This window comes from Microcoleus sp. PH2017_08_TRC_O_A (assembly GCF_020738665.1).
GTDB lineage: Bacteria > Cyanobacteriota > Cyanobacteriia > Cyanobacteriales > Microcoleaceae > Microcoleus.
The window spans coordinates 1-19629 of record NZ_JAEQCE010000045.1 but is presented as its reverse complement, the minus strand read 5'-3'; the positions used below and the strand labels follow the sequence as shown (position 1 = coordinate 19629).

14 protein-coding genes, 1 tRNA gene and 1 pseudogene are annotated in these 19629 nt (G+C 44.8%); 10 read left to right on the top strand and 6 right to left on the bottom strand.

All coding sequences use genetic code 11. The annotated features are described in order from the left end of the window. Positions 1-97: 97 nt before the first annotated feature. On the top strand, positions 98-1489 hold the full coding sequence (locus JGK22_RS17330; RefSeq protein ID WP_293229463.1) for a hypothetical protein: 1392 nt from the start codon (positions 98-100) through the stop codon (positions 1487-1489). A 215-nt stretch (positions 1490-1704) separates the two neighbouring features. On the opposite strand, the gene JGK22_RS17325 is transcribed toward JGK22_RS17330, so the two are convergent. After that, complete coding sequence (locus JGK22_RS17325; RefSeq protein ID WP_293313279.1) at positions 1705-5373, bottom strand: PAS domain S-box protein; 3669 nt, start codon at positions 5371-5373, stop codon at positions 1705-1707. Between the two features lie 128 nt (positions 5374-5501). Between JGK22_RS17325 and JGK22_RS17320 the strand changes: the two genes are divergently transcribed. Next, on the top strand, positions 5502-5681 hold the full coding sequence (locus JGK22_RS17320; protein WP_293190290.1) for a hypothetical protein: 180 nt from the start codon (positions 5502-5504) through the stop codon (positions 5679-5681). 655 nt (positions 5682-6336) lie between these two features. Here JGK22_RS17320 and JGK22_RS17315 read toward each other — a convergent pair. Continuing rightward, positions 6337-6723, bottom strand: a complete 387-nt coding sequence (locus JGK22_RS17315) for an AbrB family transcriptional regulator (RefSeq protein ID WP_293313277.1) — start codon at positions 6721-6723, stop codon at positions 6337-6339. 493 nt (positions 6724-7216) lie between these two features. Here JGK22_RS17315 and JGK22_RS17310 point away from each other — a divergent pair, with 493 nt between their 5' ends. From JGK22_RS17310 to pyrR, 4 genes are all read left to right on the top strand, one after another. Then, complete coding sequence (locus JGK22_RS17310; RefSeq protein WP_293182439.1) at positions 7217-7660, top strand: Rrf2 family transcriptional regulator; 444 nt, start codon at positions 7217-7219, stop codon at positions 7658-7660. Positions 7661-7693: 33 nt separating this feature from the next. Beyond that, positions 7694-8095, top strand: coding sequence for a GFA family protein (locus tag JGK22_RS17305; protein ID WP_293182473.1), 402 nt, complete (start codon positions 7694-7696; stop codon positions 8093-8095). Positions 8096-8207: 112 nt separating this feature from the next. After that, positions 8208-9284, top strand: coding sequence for an adenosylcobinamide-phosphate synthase CbiB (cbiB, locus tag JGK22_RS17300; protein ID WP_293182437.1), 1077 nt, complete (start codon positions 8208-8210; stop codon positions 9282-9284). A 386-nt stretch (positions 9285-9670) separates the two neighbouring features. Beyond that, the gene (gene pyrR, locus JGK22_RS17295; protein ID WP_293313275.1) at positions 9671-10204 is read left to right on the top strand and encodes a bifunctional pyr operon transcriptional regulator/uracil phosphoribosyltransferase PyrR; all 534 of its coding nucleotides are present in this window, start codon (positions 9671-9673) and stop codon (positions 10202-10204) included. A 187-nt stretch (positions 10205-10391) separates the two neighbouring features. On the opposite strand, the gene JGK22_RS17290 is transcribed toward pyrR, so the two are convergent. Further along, positions 10392-10464 (bottom strand) — tRNA-Ile (locus JGK22_RS17290). Between the two features lie 1156 nt (positions 10465-11620). Here JGK22_RS17290 and JGK22_RS17285 point away from each other — a divergent pair. The 4 genes from JGK22_RS17285 (at position 11621) to JGK22_RS17270 (ending at position 15697) form a co-directional block, all read left to right on the top strand. Then, the gene (locus tag JGK22_RS17285) at positions 11621-12265 is read left to right on the top strand and encodes a hypothetical protein (RefSeq protein WP_293190294.1); all 645 of its coding nucleotides are present in this window, start codon (positions 11621-11623) and stop codon (positions 12263-12265) included. 205 nt (positions 12266-12470) lie between these two features. After that, positions 12471-13088, top strand: coding sequence for an IS607 family transposase (locus JGK22_RS17280; RefSeq protein WP_293182433.1), 618 nt, complete (start codon positions 12471-12473; stop codon positions 13086-13088). Beyond that, on the top strand, positions 13012-14169 hold the full coding sequence (locus tag JGK22_RS17275; RefSeq protein ID WP_293219249.1) for a transposase: 1158 nt from the start codon (positions 13012-13014) through the stop codon (positions 14167-14169). Before JGK22_RS17280 ends, JGK22_RS17275 begins: the two co-directional genes overlap by 77 nt. A 97-nt stretch (positions 14170-14266) precedes the next feature. Beyond that, entirely contained in the window at positions 14267-15697 is a 1431-nt protein-coding gene (locus JGK22_RS17270; protein WP_293182467.1) for a hemolysin family protein, read from the top strand. 452 nt (positions 15698-16149) lie between these two features. On the opposite strand, the gene JGK22_RS17265 is transcribed toward JGK22_RS17270, so the two are convergent. The 3 genes and pseudogenes from JGK22_RS17265 to JGK22_RS17255 all read right to left on the bottom strand — a co-directional run. Next, a complete protein-coding gene (locus JGK22_RS17265; protein WP_293206353.1) occupies positions 16150-17151 on the bottom strand; it encodes a hypothetical protein in 1002 nt (333 codons plus the stop codon). Positions 17152-18112: 961 nt separating this feature from the next. Next, entirely contained in the window at positions 18113-18787 is a 675-nt protein-coding gene (gene queC, locus JGK22_RS17260) for a 7-cyano-7-deazaguanine synthase QueC (protein WP_293206355.1), read from the bottom strand. Between the two features lie 257 nt (positions 18788-19044). After that, positions 19045-19500: pseudogene (locus JGK22_RS17255) on the bottom strand (amidohydrolase family protein); the annotation flags it as partial. Positions 19501-19629: the final 129 nt, after the last annotated feature.

Below are 19629 nucleotides of genomic sequence, written 5' to 3'. Positions count from 1 at the left end.
TGTAGCTACCCAAAAGTCAAGTAAAATACTAAATTATTAGCTGCAAAGCAGCAATAAATAACTATAATAGTGTATTGATCATCTGAGCGAGGACGGTATGCCATCTCAGAACGTTACCTCTCAATCCGAAACCCAAGAGTCAAAAGTTCTACCTACTCTAACAAACAATATATTGCCCGAGGCGCGATCGTCTCAACCAACAGCTCAATTACAAAAATCAGAGCTGACAGTTTTTGCAGCTCAAGAGATCGTTTACAAATTTTTCATATATCACATCAACAACTCGGAACCAGAAGTTAGTCTCCAGGAATTCAAAAAAATCTTTATAGAACTAATTGCTCCAGTTAACCCTAAATTAATTCAATCCCTATACATAATAATTGAATTTAACAGTCAACAAGAATTTAACAACTTATTTAAACGCTGCTCTTACATCTTATTAAATAACTGGATATCCAACAAACAATACGAACTTGCTCGGAAATTAATTACAATTATTAGCGAGAGAACCCTCAGCGAGCCTCACGCAGACAATATTCTCAAAAGACTGAAAGTGTGGCTGACAAACTTTGTCAGCAGCCAAGACTATGAAAACATCAAATTATTTGTATTGAAGTACGGCGACTACCGGCCCGTAGAAAAGCACTGGACTTCTCGCTATCAGCCTTATTTGCTAGCCACTCAATATCTCGATACTAAAAACACCCTCGAAGCACGCCAAACTGCCAAACTCTTGTCCCAGAAGTTAAAAGACAAGTATAAGTTTGACCTAGCAATGTATACATCTCGCTCTCAGTCAGCCACATTCAAATTTAAAAATTATCATAATCCCACACTTTTAGGAGAGGAAGCCCTGCGTTTAATCAAAATAATTTTGGTCAACCGAGGCTCGTTGAACTATCGCAGCTTAGCCAATCTTTTTATCAGTCACAGTCAAAATATTACCTACAAGCAGTTCAAGGAATCTCTGATTAAGTATTTATGTTATTACAATGAAAAAAAAAATAGTTCTGATATTTATCACCAACAACTCATCAATATTTTAGATAATTTTCATCCCCAGAATGACGAAGAAAGTTTGAACAGTAGCCTGTTGCTCAGAACTTGCAATTATCTAATCAAATGTTTGACAGTGGAAAATTCTGGGGAACCAACCGCCTTATTTCTAATTTTCGTGACTCAACTAAATCCTTTAACGCTAGCGATTTTGATGCTAAAGATAATTTTAATCTCACCGTATTCCCAAACCTACTTAGAACTTTGTTTTGCTCGATTAATTGAATACTATCAAGATAACTCCGCTGCTGAATGTCAGTGGCTAATTAAATTTTTAGAAGTTTGCCAGATTGCTCTAACTATTTATGGAGACAATGTTCAATACAATCTAGTGAATATGTCAGACAACAATCAAGAGGAACATTTGTTTATCGACCTCAATAACTGTCGAGTTTTTTCTCAACACAAACAAACACCCAAAAATCGAGATTAGTCATTAGCGCTGTCCCCGATCGCGAACATTATTAGCGATGTATTCGTAGGGTGCGTCGCCATGAAAAATCCCTAAACTTAATCGGCAATCTGATAGCGACGCACCTTATACCAATTCACTATGAAGGTACACGCTCATACATGGTAAAGTAGAGGAGAGCAAATGTTGATTTTTTCGGGGAGAACTGGTATTAGTCATTAGTCATTAGGTGTACCCTACAGCTCAAATTTTGCAATCAAATCCAGTATCTTTTGATAATCAAAATTATCTAAATAATTCATCATAACTTCGGCAAAAATAGGATTATCGCTGCGAATTTCCTCAATTGTTTTGGCAATAAAATCGAAGTCAGCCTGATGGACTGCCTGTTTGAGATTGCGCGTCCATTCTGGGGAAACTTGCGGCTTAGAGTCCAACGTAAAGATTGCAGCACTATCAGATATTTTTTCGGTAACAATAGTTGAACTCTCCGATAAATTATTTAATGTAACATATTTATTGATGACTTCAACAGGGCCGACTCCCGTCACAACTTGAATATCAAATTTGAAGACTGTGCCGCGTCCAACTTCGCTCTGGGCGGTAATGTCACCGCCCATTAATTTGATGAACTCGCGGCTGATACTTAATCCTAAACCTGTACCTTTTTGAACTTTTTGACCAGATGAACTTTGCACGAATAATTCAAATATACTGTCTAATTCCTCGGGGATAATTCCTAACCCTGTATCGGCAATTTCAAAGTAAATAAAAGCATTATTTTTTTGAGCTTCTGATAGATTGATATTATTATCTGGTTCTGGAGATATAGCTACTTCTATTGTGGGTTTTACTGTTACTGAAATTGAGCCTTTTTGGGTGAATTTAACGGCATTATCTAACAAATTAATCAGCACTTGTCGCAACTTAACATCATCAGCTTGTACGTACTGAGGAACATCGGGCGAGCGGTTGACAATTAATTGCAATTCTTTATTTTGTGCGGGAAGTTGAAACATATTTTGCACGTCGCCCAGCAAACGGTACAAGTCAAAGTTTTTTGGGTTGAGTGTCATGCGTCGAGCTTCAATTCTAGATAAGTCTAATATTTGATTAATGAGTTGAAGCAAGTGTTCTCCGCTGCGACGAATAATTTTAATATTCTCTTGTTCCTGCAAAGTTAAATTAGCACTGGGTTCTATTAATTGAGCAAAGCCGAGAATGGCGTTGAGGGGTGTTCGCAATTCGTGGCTCATGTTGGCAAGAAAGATGCTTTTAGCTTTGTTGGCAGCTTCTGCGGCTTCTTTGGCTTGTTTGAGTTCTTGTTCTGCTTGTTTGCGATCGCTAATATCAAGTATTATGCCGTGCCAGACGATATCTCCATTTTCGCGCAATTCTGGGCGAGAATAGCCTTGCAGCCATTTGAGTTTTCCCGATGCTGTCACAATCCGCCACTCGTGGGAAAATGGTTCAAGATTTGTGGCGCTGTTGACAATTGCCTCGAAGTGGCTGGGGCGATCGTCCGGGTGCATTTGTTCGTAGAGTAAAGCAGAGTTGTTTTTGACTTCCTCCGGCTCTAATTCTTGAATTTCTCGGCACATAGGACTGATATATTCCATCTTGACTGAGCCGTCGGGATGTTGCACGAATATGTAAAGTTCTCCGGGAACCGTGATCGCTAATTTGTGAAACAGAGCTTCGCTTTTTTGCAAGGCTAATTGTGCTTGTTTGCGATCGCCAATATCAATCCCAAATCCAAAAAGAAAGTCAAAATTGCCATTTTCATCCAAAACGGGCGTACCGTGCCACTCGACTAACAAACCCCGATCCGACTTGGTGACAATCCGGTGCTCATTAACCGTTTGCGGGCTGGCTTTGACGGCCTTAAAAATCGAGTGCAATCCGGCTCGATCGCCCTCGGGTACAAATATAGCTAAATAATCTTTGCCGATAACTTCTGCGGCAGTATAGCCCACAGCTTGCAGCATACAGTCATTCACCCGCAGGATTTTACCCTCACAGTCGATCGCCACAAAAAATATCGGAGAATTTTCGATAATCTTGAAGTTAAAGTCGCGCTCTTTGCGGATAATTTTTGTAGCTTGCTTGCGCTCCTCAATTTCGATTTCCAAGCGGGCATTGATTTCGGCTAACTCGGTTGTGCGCGAAGCTACTTCAATTTCCAGAGTCCGGTTGTAGTCAGCCAATATTTTTTCTGCTTGTTTGCGATCGGTGATATCTTGAAAAACAATAATCACATACAGGACATTGCCAAGAGCGTCAAACACCGGCATCGATCGCACTTGCAAAGGAATAATTTTCCCACCGAGGCGAATTTCCATATCTTCAACAATCATTGTTGCACCCCTCACAGCCCGTGCAAACGGGGACTTATCGATCGGGTACAGCCGATCGGTGCCTGCTACATAAAGCTGATAAGTTTCTGAGAGCCCTGCTGCGGTTGTACTTGGCATTGCCCTTTTGCCAGTGAGCTCTTCTCCCACCGAATTCATAAAAATAGTGCTACCTGTGGGAGTCAGGGCTGTGACTCCAACGGGCAAGCTTTCTAACAACTTGGCAAATTTTTCTTCACTAGACGCCAAAGCTTCAAAAGATTTTTTCAATTGAGCGGCCATTTCATTAAAAGACTGGGCTAATTTACCGACTTCATCCAGCCTGCTCACACCAACAGTGCGATCGAATTCTCCTTGGGCAATATCTTTAGCTGCTGCGTTGAGACGCAGCAGCGGCAGCGTTACCCACCTAGCTGTCAGAACTCCGGCAATGGTCGATAGCAGTAGCGCGGCCACACAAAGTACAATCGTATTGCGGGTATTTCTGTTAACTTGCCCCATGAAATCGGATTCGGGAACTGCGATCGCAATCAGCCAGTTCAAACCGTAACTATCAGAAAAAGGCACCACTGCCACAAAATAATCCTGCCCGTCTCGGTTAAATTTCAGTTGATGCTGCTGCTTAATCTCGCCAAAGCCCCCGAAGTATTCGTACAAATGCTTAGCTGCGGTACGAATAACAGGAGTTTGGCTGTCTAAAACATTCAGCCGCTCCGGCTGGTGCTTTCCCGACAACTTTCTAAAGGGTGATTCTTGACTCGAACTGGCAACCAGCAAGCCCGATCGTTCGATCGCGAAAATTTCCCCCGTTTTGCTAAACCTGAGGCGATGGAGATATTGCTGAATTTCCAAGATCGAAAAGTCTACCGCACTAACTCCCAGCAATTTACCATTGCGATCGCGAATCGGTTGACTCGCAGCAATAAACACAGTCCCCGGAGTAAAACCGGGGTAAATGCTCGTCCAAATTGGTTTGTTAGCTGCGACAGCTTCTTTGTACCAAGGGCGCTGGCGAGCATCGTAGGTTCCTGCTTCTACTTTTAATTGAACCGTGCGAGTTCCTCTGTTGTCTGTAGCGTAGTAAATGTTCTGAGAGTTGGTAGATTTGTTAGCGACGACAATTTGCAAGCTCTTGTCCTTAGGGTTGCGCCAAATGGCGAGACATTCTCCTGATTTTTCAGAACCGAGGGACATCCACTGAATGCTTTTAAACGATTGCATTTGCTGCCAAAGGAACTTTTCTGCCCGAGGCTGGCGGCTTTCTAACTGTAAGTTTAATTCCTTGCGATCGATCGCTTCAGCGTTGAGTTGATTTACCCAGTGAGTATTTTCGAGAACACCACTCAGCTTTTCTTCAACTCTTTTCCCCGTCTCCCCGATCAATTTCTGGGCGAGCTCTTCGACTGCTCTTTGTCCGTTGCGAAAGGAAAAATATCCGACCATCCCGACTGCTGCGACGATTTGCACCACAAAAGAGCCGACTAGAACGCAGCGCAGAGGTATTTTTGTGGGTTGTCGGACAGTTTGAAAGGCGAATCGGGACAAAGGCATAGGCTGCTGACTAATTGCTCCCTAACACTGTAACTGTTTCGACCCATAATTTCACGTAGGGCGATCGAAGCTGGTTGCTTCGGTGTCAGTCGATTTGAGATTTGAGATTTGAGATTTGAGATTTGGGAATGAACGAGCTCGTGCTGGCGATCGCCAGCACGAGAGTTGCATCAGACAAGATTGGAAAAGTCACTCTCCAATCGGGAAATACATCTGCTTGTCCGTCAAACTTCATCCTGAAATCCCTCGAACCTGTTCCTTTTCCTTCTTCCCTCTTCGTTGTTCGGGTGCATCTGGTTTTGGAATAGGGCGAAGCATGACCGCATATAAGGAGGGAGCATCTCAATTTGGCATTTACAGTGCGAGCGTCCCCGCTCGCGTGCTTGTTTGTACAAGCACGCGAGCGGGGACGCTCGCACTACGATAAAAAATGCTTCTTGCAAAACTGAGATGCTCCCTATAAGGAATGAGAATTAAATAACTTACAATTTTAATGATTGTGGGATGGGCGTCCCGCCCGTCTATAAGGGACGGGCGGGACGCCCATCCCACTTTTAAGAGTGTAAGTTATTAAATTTTCGTTCCTAAGTTATTAGTTATCATCTCATATTGACTCTTGTCATGCTTCGCCCCTACGGATATATTCGCCTTGCACAAGCCGCTGCACCCCGTTGTTCGAGCAACTGTCAACCGTCAACTATCAACTGTCAACTATCAACAGCTACGCGGAAAATCCCCCGCTTGTCCAAACGGATATAGCGAGGGGCGAGAATAGGTATTCTCAGAAAATATAAAGTAGTAGCACTGGCTTTTGTCGAGCCATTGCCATCTATAGAATCCATACTGTTTTAGGCGCACTGAAAAATTTCAGAGCAAAATTTCAGAGCCCGCTCTTTGCCAGCAGTCAATGCTTGAAGTCAAACCAACCTGTTCAAGCAAGAATTCAAAGCAAATTGTAAAGACCTAGGATACTTCTTCGCGATCGATTTGGCGCAGGTGAATGTGCTTGCGTCCCAGAGAAATTTCAAATTCATCTCCCGGCTGGAGTTCCATTTGCTTGGTGTAGGCAGCTCCAATCAGTAAGTTGCCGTTAGATTGAACGCTAATCCGATAGCTAGCCGAGCGTCCGCCGCGTCCGTTGCCGTTTTGCTTCCCATCTAGCTGAATGCCTTCTGCATCAATCAGCGCATTCAGGAATTTCATCATGTTGACCCGTTCTACTCCGTTCTTGGTAACGGTGTAGTAGCCACAGGCTCTAGCTTTTTCTTCCTTGGTAAGGTTCTCTAGGTCTTTGACCTTTGTGATCAGATCTTCGCCTTCAAGGGGTTCGATATTTTTCTTTTTAGCCATTTACTGAGTCCTGAAATATTCAAGTGGTGTACGGATTTTTTCTCGGTTGGTTTTTGGTTTGACCAAGAAAGTTTAGCTTTATAGCCGGTCTTGACATACTCCCCCACCTAAAGGCGCTGGGATTCTGGGTTCAAACAGCGATTGCAGGTTCTTCACCTGTCTAACATCACCTCGCCCACAGGTTGATGCCCCAACCTGTTTGAGATTTTTTGAAATAAGAGAGTTGAGACCGGATTTTTATATCTCGCGAATCAACAAAGTCTACTCTATCATGAAAGCCGTCTTTTTAGGATGGGGCTTTAAACCCAATTGTTTGATAAAACTATATTACACCGATCGGCTCAATTGTTAACCACTATTGTCTAAATATTTTTAACAAGGTGGAGTCTTTCTTGAGGAGTAGCTGCCAGGAGCGTGCGAGCAATCTCTAAACTAGGTAGCATAAGCTATCAGCTATCAGCTAGCTGAATATTTGCCCCGCTCTTAAAATCCCATGAAGTTAACCACACGCGGACACTACAGTGTCAAAGCTCTACTGGATCTAAGTTTGCAACCTCGGTTCGGGCCGACATCGGTGAAATCGATTGCGAACCGACAGGAGTTACCCGCTCCATATCTAGAAAAATTGCTGATTGAAATGCGACGAGCCGGTTTAGTCCAATCTGTTCGGGGTTCCCAGGGAGGATATCAATTGGCTCGGGAGCCAGCTCAAATCTCTTTAGGACAAATCTTAGAGGCTGTAGGGGAAACTATTGAACCTTTACCTCGACATTCTCCTGACGCTACCCAACCAGAGGACTGGGTAACATTCAGTTTGTGGAACCGATTGCACAAAAAACTTGCTGAAGCGCTGTACAGTATTTCCCTCGAAGACTTATACTATGATGTCCGCAGTTGGCAAGCTGCTCTCGGAGAAGAAACTAGCTTTATCATTTAGATGGTAAGTTCATTCATTCGATCGCCAACTCACATGGACGCAACACTTGTTACCTACTCTGGTGGCACACGTTGCGGTGCTGTCCGCTTCACAGTCACGGTTGACAAACACTCGTCATCTGACTGCAACTGCTCTATCTGTAAAAAGAAAGGATTTTTGCACCTGATTGTGCCGCCCGAACGTTTTACCTTGCTCTGCGGGGAAGATGTTTTGACAACCTATACATTTAATACAGGCACTGCTAAACATACTTTCTGCCGGATTTGTGGGATTCACTCGTTCTATCGTCCCCGATCGCATCCCGATCAATTCGATGTCAACGTCCGCTGTCTTGACGACTATGCCGTTTCCCAATTTCAGATTCTACCCTTTGACGGTGTTAATTGGGAACAGAACGTACACGAACTGCACGACGAAAGTCATCTCAGCAGTTAAAATCGGCTCTAAAAAATCACACTCCGCTCGATGTAGCTGCTGTTTTAACTGCTGCTACCCGATCGCTCACTAGCGATCGAAGGGACTATCATGTTGAACACCATATATAATAATGCCGGATGAATTTACTGTTTTGATTTTAGCTGCGGTATTGGATTATTCGATCGGCGATCCTTGGGGTTGGCCGCATCCCGTGCAGGCGATGGGTTGGGCGATCGACCGCTATACTCGATTTGTCTTTAATATATGGAACAATCCCGCAGACAAAATGCCTCTCTCTGGCGATCGTCCCCCAGGCGAGCGGCACCAACTGCTGCTACGATGTGCTGGTACAATACTAGCGATCGGGCTGATTATAGGCAGTTATACTGTCAGTTGGTCGATCGTCCTTGCTGCTAGTTGGGTGCATCCTGTTTTAGGCATTGCCCTACAAACCATTTTGCTGGCTAGCTGTTTTGCCGGTCGCAGTTTGAGGGCGGCTGCTGAAGACGTGCTAGCGCCTTTAAAGGTTGGAGATTTAGTCAAGGCGCGAGAAAGGTTGAGCCTTTACGTCGGTCGGGATACCGAAAACTTATCTGAGCCAGAAATTCTGCGAGCATTGTTAGAAACTGTAACAGAGAATGCAGTAGATGGCGTGAGTGCCCCGCTATTTTATGGATTAGTTGGGTTCGCTCTGCCGCATCTATTATTAACTGTTATCGATCGACCGATCGCTCCTGACTCGATGTGGGATCTGGCGATAGTTCCCTGTGCGATCGCCTACAAAGCAGCTAGCACATTAGATTCTACCGTCGGCTACAAAGAAGCACCATACACAGATTTAGGATGGTTTAGCGCCAAACTAGAAGACGTGCTGACATGGATTCCTTGTCGGCTAACAGTGATTACTTTAGCCCTGATATCTGGCAAACCGATCTACGTTTGGCAGATTTGTCAGAGAGATGCTGTTAAAGATGCCAGTCCCAATTCCGGTTGGAGCGAGTGCGCCTACGCCGCCATCTTGGGAGTACAACTGGGAGGTACAAATTCCTATCGGGGAGTTATCAAACACAAACCGCTGTTAGGCGAGTCGATTCGTGCGATCGCACCGCAGCAAATTGACCAAGCATTGCAATTAACTCGGTATTGCTTTCTGATTTGGTTGGGACTATCATTGCTTGTTTATACTTTATTATGTTTTGTTCCCTAACAATGGGCCTGACCCGCAGACAGATACAGCCCTCCGACAGGAGTCTGGAAGGGGAGTATCTTAGTTTTGCATTTATAGTGCGAGCGGTATAATACTCGCGAGCGGGGACAGCACTATAATAAAAGATGCTTTTTTCAAAAATGAGATGCTCCCTCTGGAAGAGCCAAACAAGTTTCGACGTTAGTAGTTCTTCTCCCAGATTCAACTGTCAAGTCAATCTAAAATCTAAAATCGTTCGACGCTGACACTAACGCCGAAGTCTCACATCTAATAATTGTTCCAACCCAGAGATTAATTTGTCCAGTCAATCTAAAATCTAAAATCTAAAATCTAAAATCTAAAATCCTTCGATTCGCCAACAGCCAACCATTAGCTCGCAGCCAGCAATGACTAAAATTATTAAGATTTTATCCCCGGATGAAGTGAGGCGCACTCTCACCCGCGTCGCTTCCCAGATTGTCGAAAAATCAGGAGCTCCTTCGGAGTTAGTGCTGTTGGGGATTCATACTAGAGGAGTGCCTTTAGCTCAAATGTTGGCAGATCAAATTGAAGTCCTCGAACAAGTCAAAGTATGCGTGGGTGCTTTGGATATTACGTTTTACCGAGATGACTTGGATCGAGTTGCGATGCGGACACCTGCTAAAACAGAAATTCCTTTCGATTTGACCGGCAAAACGGTGGTGTTGGTAGATGACGTTATATATAAAGGTAGAACAATTCGAGCGGCTTTGAATGCGGTAAACGATTACGGGCGGCCGGAGAAAATTTGGTTGGCGGTATTAGTCGATCGCGGCCACCGAGAAGTACCGATTCAGCCGGATTTTACGGGTAAAAAGTTGCCGACAGCCAAGGAAGAACAAGTTAAGGTTTATGTTCAAGAACTTGACGGGCGCGACGGAGTGGAATTGATTAAGGGTTGATGTCGCTCGTTAGCCTCGAAACATCCGGGACACAACTGACTTAGGTACGTAGTTGCGCTTTAGCGCTCTTTGCTTCATGAAAGAGCGCTGAAGCGCAACTACGTACCTTAACGGCCGAAACAGATTCTCAGTTTTTCCAATCAGTAGTATAGACAAGAGCGCCCAAGCGCAACTACGTACCTTAAAATCGGCAGTGCAGGAGTTGAACCTGCCTGGGGCGAATTATGAGTTCGCTGCCTAAACCGCTCGGCCAACTGCCGTTAGATCGACTTATGTCGATCCAACTCAAAAGTAGTATAACATAATTTCCCAGTCCGTGCTAGAACTAGAGAACAAAAATCAAAATCTTTTAGATCTGCCGAACCCGCGATCGCCTGCATCACCTCTGTGCTGGAGTCGATCGACCGGAATTAGCAGTTTCTACGACTTGGAATCAACTTATAGGCAATGGCAGTCAACAACCCACCGTTAAATCGGAGTACCGACTATAACGGGGGCTTGAAAGATAGCCCTAGTTGACCAGACTCAGGCAGTAATGCCTACGTTAGTGGCAAGGCGTTTAACTAATACGAGTTGGAAGTCCCGCACTCTATCCGTTTACAGGATGAGTGACGGGATGAAAACGAGCACCAAACAAATTGAGCGATAGCGAATCCATGATAGGCTCGAACTAAGCGGGGATGATAAGAGTAGCCGTGGTGGGCGAACTTTCCGTTGTATAAAGGCTAGACACCACCTATCAGTTTCTGACTGGTAGCCCCAATATCCAGCTAAGCCGTAAAAGAGCTGATGGATGGGTGAAAAAATCAACAATTCTACTCCTTGGGACACAGGGAGTCTGCCGGAAAAGATAAGTAATTATCTTGCTAGTGAGTACCACATAAAGGTGAGTAAAACCTACGGAGGGAGGATAAGACCAGCTTAGAGAGGGCTGCGAATAAGGCTCTCCCGTTGAAAGAGGAAGCCCGCACTCTATTTGTTTACAAAATGAGTGTCGGGTATGTCACGTTCTTACCTACGGATGCGTAGCTAGTCCGTAGCTCTAAAACTCTTAGGTTAAACAGTCATTTGGGAGACAGTGCCAAGCGAGAAAGTACCGACCACTAACTTTGTCGAAGCTAACATTACCGGAGCAATCCGAGAGGGAGCAATCCCCAAATTAAACCCCCCACTGAGGCGGGTAAGCGAAAGAACAATATCAGCAGCCTCTATCCTGTAATGTCAGCAGGTATGCCAGGGAGAATAACCACTTTTGAGGCGCAACGGTTTCCTTTTATGGAGATACATAATAATGCAGTATAGACCCTGGCCTCCCTTTCCTCTCACCGCCAAGCCGAGTATAGTTATGACGGGAGTCTCTAGGGAGGAAGAAAGGTGAATTCGACGGTAGTGCTGACTCTTATTCTGCTAACTCTAATGTTTGGAGCAGGTGTGACGAGTTCTGTTTGGGGATTTACTATAGGTCGCGAAGCGTTGAAAGGAACGACTCAACCTGATGTTCGCCCCAGCAACAATGCTGGCAGCGGTAAGCAGGGAGCTGCGGCTAGCAAAGACCAAGTGAGCATTTTGAAAGAAAAAGACATTCTTAAAACCGTCAAAGCGCGGGTAGAAGGTCGCGATCCTGACAAAAAAACAGCCGCGACAAATACTAAAGCAGACAAGGCAAGCTCTAAACCTGCCACAGCCAAAAAACCGGCTGCGGCAAATACCAGTGCCAAGTTTCCCCTGAACAGTCGCGACGGGGGAGTAACTCTGGAAGTGAGCGCAGCCAGCCAGCGCAGCAACTCGATGCTGCTAGACGTGAGCATGAAAAACGAAGGTTCCCAAGCTGTGAGGTTTCTCTACAGTTTCTTGAACGTCACTGACAATCAAGGGCGGGCTCTTTCGGCGACTGCTGAGGATTTGCCGGCGGAACTTCCACCCAACGGGCAGGTGTATTACGGTACGGTGAGTATTCCTACAGCTTTGCTGGAAAATGCTAAGGAAGTTTCGCTGACGCTGACAGATTATCCAGGCCAAAAATTACAGTTGCAAATATCTGGCATTCCAGTGGCAAAGTAATTATTGGATTTGGGATTTGGAATGGCTGATGAATTAAGTGTTTGGAACACGGGCTTACATTTGCATTATTTTCGGACAATGGTATGAGACAAAAGGAGACCAAACCTCCAGACTGTTGACATAAAGTAAATAATTTCCTAGAAATTCCTAGTAAATCATTGTAAAAGCTGGCACTATGGATTGAAAACAAAAATACCACCTAGCGATGACAAAATATGTCACACCGCGAAAAGCTTGCAAAATCCTGCAAGTCTCAGATAAAACCCTTAGAAACTGGGAACTTGTCGGCAAAATATCAGCAATCAGAACCCCATCCAACCAGCGACGCTACGACATCGACAGCGTTCTCGGAGGCAGACACGACCGAATTACAGCCATCTACGCCAGGGTTAGCAGCTATAAACAGCGAGAAGACCTCTACAGACAAGTCAGCTACCTCCAAAGTATCTACCTGCAAGCCAAGGTCTTCAAAGACATCGGAAGCGGACTCAAATTCAAAAGAAAAGCGCTGCTTGCCCTTTTGGGACAAGTCATGTCGGGAGATATCTCAGCAGTTGTGGTCGGACATCAAGACAGACTCGCAAGGTTCGGTGGTGAGCTCATCAAATGGATCTGCGAACAAAACAATTGCCAACTCATGGTTCTCAGCAGAAACGAGTTGTCTTGTGAACGAGAAATGGTTGAAGACATCCTTGCTATCATCCACGTCTTTAGCAGCCGACTCTACGGTCTGGGAAAATACAAATCTGCTATCAAAGAAGATTCGAGTTTACCCGGAAGCCAAGCTAGCAGCAAAATGGAGGACTTGGATTGCGGCAAGTAGGTGGTGTTACAACCAAGCAATTGCTATTCTTAAGGACGAAAAAATAGGCAAGTATGATTTAAGAAAAAAGATAATGGATTCGGCTCCCGACTGGGTTTGCGAACAACCTTACAACCCGCGACAGATGGCAGTGTTTCAAGCTTTTGAAGCACACAAAGCTGCTAAAAAGGCAAAAGGAACGGCAAAATTTAGAAGCCGTTTAGACACATCTCAAACTATCCGATTTCAAACATCTAACTGGAAGTTCGGGGCTTTTTACCCGCTTGCTACTAAAGGGCTAACCTTTAAAGCGTCCGAACCAATCGTTGAGGTAATGCAACACGAGCCAACACTCAGTTTGATCGACAGGCAGTGGTTTATCTGCTATGTGATTGACGAACCAAAAATAAAGCCGATCGATAGTGATTTAGCTGTCGCACTGGATCCAGGTGTTAGGACTTTTGTTACTGGTTTTGACGGCAGTGACTTTATCGAAATAGGAAAAAACGATATTGGTCGCATCTATCGGCTAGCAAGACATCTAGACAAATTAATGTCCCGCATTGGACTAAGTAAAGGGAGGCAATTCAAGCGACTGAGGTATTGCTTGCGGAAATCGGCAGCAAAAATTAGAATCAAAATCAAGAACTTAGTTAATGAATTGCACAAAAAAGCTGCAAAATATTTTGCAGCCAAGTACAAACTAATTTTCTTGCCAACCTTTGAAACACAGCAAATGGTTAAGAAAGGTAGGCGTAGGTTGGCGACTAAAACTGCTAGAGCGATGGTCACGTTGAGCCATTATCGTTTTAAGCAAATGTTGAAGCATCAAGCCACCAAACATGGTGGTGTTGTAGTAGACGTAACAGAAGAGTACACATCGAAAACTTGCTCAAAATGTGGGCATATCCACGCTAAATTGGGTGGAGCTAAAATCTTTAAATGTCCAGAATGGGGACACACTCTGGACAGGGATAAAAATGGCGCTTTCAATATTTTGTTGAAAGCCTTGAGAGATACCTCCCTGACAGGAGAGCTTGCTGCTTTTTCTGTTTTGCCATACACGGCTATTCTGGGCTTAGTCCGGGATTTACCGGGTTAAATGTATCTGATTCTCAGGTTCGATCGAGAAAGTTGTTCTAGGGAGAATTGTGTCACTTTTAGGGACTAGAGTTCAGGAGATAGCTGATTTACCTGCGATGAGTTGGGCAGAGGTGCTGTCGCGGTTGCTGTCAGTGCTGCTGCTGATTGCGATCAATGCTTTTTTCGTGACGGCTGAGTTTTCGATGGTGACGGTACGCCGATCGCGCATCAATCAATTAGTCGAGGCCGGCGATGTTCCGGCGATAACTGTTCAATCTTTGATACACAGTATCGAGCGATTGCTCTCGACAATGCAGTTGGGAATCACTCTTTCTAGTTTAGCTCTCGGCTGGATTGGAGAAGATACGATCGCCGTTCTGATCCGAATGTCGATCGGCTATTTGCCGCTACCAATCTATATCAAATCGGCGATCGCCCATTCTGCCAGCATCTCAATAGTAACTTTTTTCCTGCTAGCTTACCTGCAAATCGTACTCGGCGAAATCCTGCCCAAATCTGTAGCCTTAGTTTATTCCGAACAGCTAGCCAGAAGTTTAGGGCCTCCGAGTTTATTGATTTCCCGCTTGTTCAATCCCTTTGTGTCGTTTCTCAATCAATCCACGCGATCGCTATTGCAGCTTGCGGGAATCGAATACGAGCGCACGCACCAGCCAGTTACGCCCCAAGAACTGCAATTAATTATAGCGACTTCCAGCGAATCAAGCGGCTTGGAAGCAGAAGAGCGAGAATTGCTGAATAACGTGTTTGAATTTGGCGAAGTTTGCGTAGAAGAAGTGATGGTACCCAGGCCCAGCATTGTGGCACTTCCCAAGACGGCTACGTTTCAAACTTTGCTTTCGGAAATGGCGATTTCCAACCATTCCCGCTATCCCGTCACGGGAGATTCTTTAGACGATATTATCGGGATTATTGGCTTCAAACAACTGGCGAAACCCTTAGCTGAAGGTTTGCTATCTCCCGACACGCCGATTGTAACTTGGATTAGTGCGGTGAGATTTGTGCCGGAAATGATGCTGCTGGGGGAATTACTGCCTTTGATGCAGGGTTCGTCGGAAGAAATTGCGATCGTCGTCGATGAATTTGGCGGCATTTCCGGCTTGGTGACGCTGAGGGATTTGATCGCTGAAATTATCGGCCGCACTTACGAGTCGCCCGACAGCAAAGAAATAGCTTTGCAAGTATTGGACGATCGCACTTTTTTAGCGCAAGCGCAGTTAAATGTAGATGATGTCAATCAAATATTGAATTTGGACTTGCAGGTGACAGACGAATATCAGACAATCGGAGGTTTTCTGAGTTATCAGTTGCAAAGAATGCCGGCGGTTGGGGAAGTTTGGCGCTGCGAAAATGCGGAACTTACAGTAGTTTCTGTGTGCGGGCCGCGGTTGGATCAGATTCAAATTCAGTTGTTGAGTGCGACGGCGGGCGATCGAGTTTTGGGTGAAGTTGCAGCGGCGGGCGGGGAAGTTGGGGGAAAAGGGCGATCGAATGGCGGTTTGAGAGGTGCGGCGAAGTTTTCTAGTTAATACCAATTAAAAAAATAAATGCAACAATATTGGTAGGGTGTGTCGCCAGAAAGCTTACCTTAAAAGAGATGAACAATCAGCTATGGCGACGCACCACCGACAAGATTTCAGCAAACAAACTCAACCTCAATTATTGTACAATACCGTTTACTTAAGACCGCCCTGGGGGTAAAACCCTCTGAAAAATAGATACGGAGATTGCTTCGTTCCTCTCTTCGGACTATATTAAGTAAACCGTATTGAATTATTGTAGAAACATTTTTTTGAATTGGTATTATATTTGGATTTTGATGGGGAGGACGATCGCAAATAGCTGATATGCTTTTAGTCCCATTGAATGAATGCGCTGCCACACAAAATTCAAAATAAACAGGACAATAACTAATGTTGGAGGAACAAGCTAAAGTCCTTTAATATCAAGCTTTGTGCTGTTCGTAAGAGTTTTTGCGGTATCAAGCATTCGGGAAAACTTCCTCTGAAAACATACGGCGCAGAATCTCGTAGAAAGGTTCACAATACTGCGCTTGTTCGGGTGACAGACAAGCCCCAATCTCCTTACGAAGTAGGTGAGTCATCTGGCTGACGAGCTCCCAACTGACATTCAGTCGAGGGTAAATCATCACGCACAGGGGAAACAGTTCGGTTTCTAGCGCGTGCAAATTGCCTTCGAGCAAACAAACCCACATATAAACCTGAAACATCTCGACATCACGAACACTTGATGTACGGATACGTTCACTGTTAAGGGGCCCAGAATAACAGCGATAGCGTGGGTACAGTTGATTCACTCGATCGACTACCCGTTCAGCAATATAGCTCATCTTCGACATCAGCAGGCGAACAGATTGCACCGGAATCGCATTCGGTGGATGCTTTGCAGCAGCTTGGTATGCGCGTTGCAGTGGCATATATAAATGATCGTCTAGCATCTTGACGTAGTTACCAAAATTTTCCTGTTCTCCCTCAGGGAGCAAGTCCATCAACTGCGTTCCCGTGTAGTGATATTGCATCGCCACAAAGCCAATCACGCGGGGATCAATTGCTGTAACGTGCTGTCGGACTTGTCCGAGAACTGGGCTCACCTTGTTAACTATACGATAGGGCGACAATTGCTCGCTATATGCTTCGATCGCAAACTTATAAACTTGATGAATACCACCAGAAATATACCAAGGATCGATCAGATCCGTATCTATACCGTGTTCAATTAACGTTTCTGCCAATAGGTAGTCAGTTTTTGTCCAGGATTTTGCACTCACAGAACGCAGCGATGTCAACATTTGTTTTGCCATACTGATACGCCGTCGTTCGATAAATTTATCCTCACCCACAACCGCAGGGGTACCGCTTTTCATCTGTTGTAGATACTTTTGCGCGAAGGAAACAGATAAGTCTACCGATGGTGATAGCGGATCGAATGATATGGAGCTGAGCAAAGAAGGATGAGTAGTCATTGATTTAGTATTTATTCTGTCAAGGTTAGATGCTGATGGCTTTTCAGTCACACATTCATTTTTTGCGAGAGACAATTGTGCGAATGCCGGAGTAGATTTAATCTAGAATTTGGTAGCAAATGATGGCGATAATAGCGATCGCTATTGTTTGTTGAAGCATTCGATCTTAACTATAATCTCCTAAAACTCCAGGATTCAATCGTATAAATACTGATAAATATAATAAACTTCGCAGCCATTTCCGAGTCAATACCGTACTTGTAGGTAGACTTTCAAATTAAATAGTTGGCTGACTTTGTGCAACGCCTATATACCACGCTGGTAAGGTCAAAAAACGGCACTTGTCGCTGGAACCGAACTCCTTAGCCGAAATACCGAAGCTAGAGACTGTTATTGTTCAAAATTAGCCTAAAATTGCCTGATTTAACGATCGTGCTAGACAGTGCTGGCTGTATGTACCCAGCGGGTGCATCTGGTTTTTGAAGCCTGAAGAAGCATGACCGCATATAAGTTATTAGTTATCATCCGATATTGACGGAGGTCATGCTTCGCCCCTACAAACATATTTGCCCAAGTGACATGCACCCTACCCAGCACTGTTCGGCGGAATAAATTTAAATTGCACAAAAAGCAGGAAATCGCTATTTTGCTTGAGATTTTTTCATATTTCAAGCAAAGAAAATTGATCGAGAGCTTGATTTCAAAATCAAAACCCTTAAACTTGACGAGACTCGCGGTGTTCAAAATCAATCTATCTGCATTGCCAACCCTACAAATTGGTTAATTTCAGTGAGTTAAACAATCAATTAGTGCGGATTGAAAGGGTGCATCTGGCGCAAGGCAAATATATCCGTAGGGGCGAAGCATGACCGTAGAAAATAGGAGATTATAACTAATAACTTATATGCGGTCATGCTTCGCCCTCTTCAAAACTCAGATGCTCCCTTGCAAACCTGCAATATTAAGCGTAAGGCACCGGATCTTTTAATCCTAATTCGTCAAAAGCAGCCAGCCGCAGCCGACAAGAATCGCAAACGCCGCAGGCTTTTTCCCCGCCTGAATAACAAGACCAAGTTTGTGTCCAAGGCACTCCCAACTTGTTGCCCAATTGAATAATTTCGGTTTTTTTAAGTTCTATCAAAGGTGTGAAAATCTTAATAGCTTCTCCTTCCCTTCCCTGCTTGGTTCCCAACCGAAATACTTCCTGCATGGCTTGGATGTAATCGAGGCGGCAGTCGGGATAGCCGGAATAATCTAAAGCGTTGACACCGATGTAAATTCGCTGAGCTCCTAGGGTTTCGGCGTAGGCGAGGGCAAAGCTGAGAAAAATGGTATTTCTAGCTGGAACGTAGGTAACGGGGATGTTTTGCGACATTTCTGCCAGATTGCGATCGATCGGCAATTCTATCTGATTGTCTGTCAAAGCCGAACCGCCCCACTGCGTCAAGTCAAAGTTTACCACCTGATGCACCTTAACCTGTGCTGAAAGTGCGATCGCCCGTGCTGATTCTAACTCTCGCCGGTGTCTTTGCTTGTAGTCAAAGGATATCGCATAACATTCGCAGCCGTCGGCTTTGGCTTGATACAAAACTGTTGAGGAATCCAGCCCTCCCGACAATAAAATAACTGCTTTCACTTAAAACATCCTCGATTGCATCAGGTTTTATATTTATATCAAATCTGTTGTCACTTGACAAGATAGGACGTACGGTTGAAACCGCGCCTACAAAAACGTAGGCGTTAGCCTTCCCGAAGGGTAGTCAGCCGGACGCCGACTGAAGAAGATAAAATAATTTTAACCGCATAAGACGGCGGTTGAAACCGCGTCTACAAAAACGAAGTCCGCCTCTGCGGACTGAAGAAGATAAAATAATTTTAACCGCCGAGTCTTCTTCAACCCGCGGAGGCGGGTTTTGTTTGTATAGAAGCGGTTTCAACCGCCGAGTTTTCATGCAACAAATCGTCTAGTTCCCGGTAATCCGGCAAAGTTGTATCAATTGCTCTACCCTGCCGCAAAACTGTGCGATCGCGCTGCGATCTAGATAACAATTCGCTAAAATTCCGCGCCTTAAACAAAATCAAATCTGTGGGTAAACCAACTCCGATTCGTCCCAAATTCGGCAATCCCATTAAGTCGGCTGCTGTGGTTGTGACTGTGCGCGGCCAATTTTCCCAAGGCCGATCTAAATGGGCGATACGGGCTGCCATATTCAAGACTTCCAAAACATCGTGATCGCCAAATCCGTAAAACGGATCGCGACAATTGTCGCTAGCAACTGCGACGGGAATTCCTGCTGCTTTTAGTTCATGCAAGACAGTCACTCCGCGCCACCTCGGTGTACGCCCAGATTGTTTGGAATAGGAGAAAGCACGACTTTTCTACCCTTCCAGCCATTATGCCTGTACTTTCTAGACACTTTCTATTTGTTTAACGTATTTGCGTCATTACAGCCGTTGAGACAGCTTACTTGTAAGCCC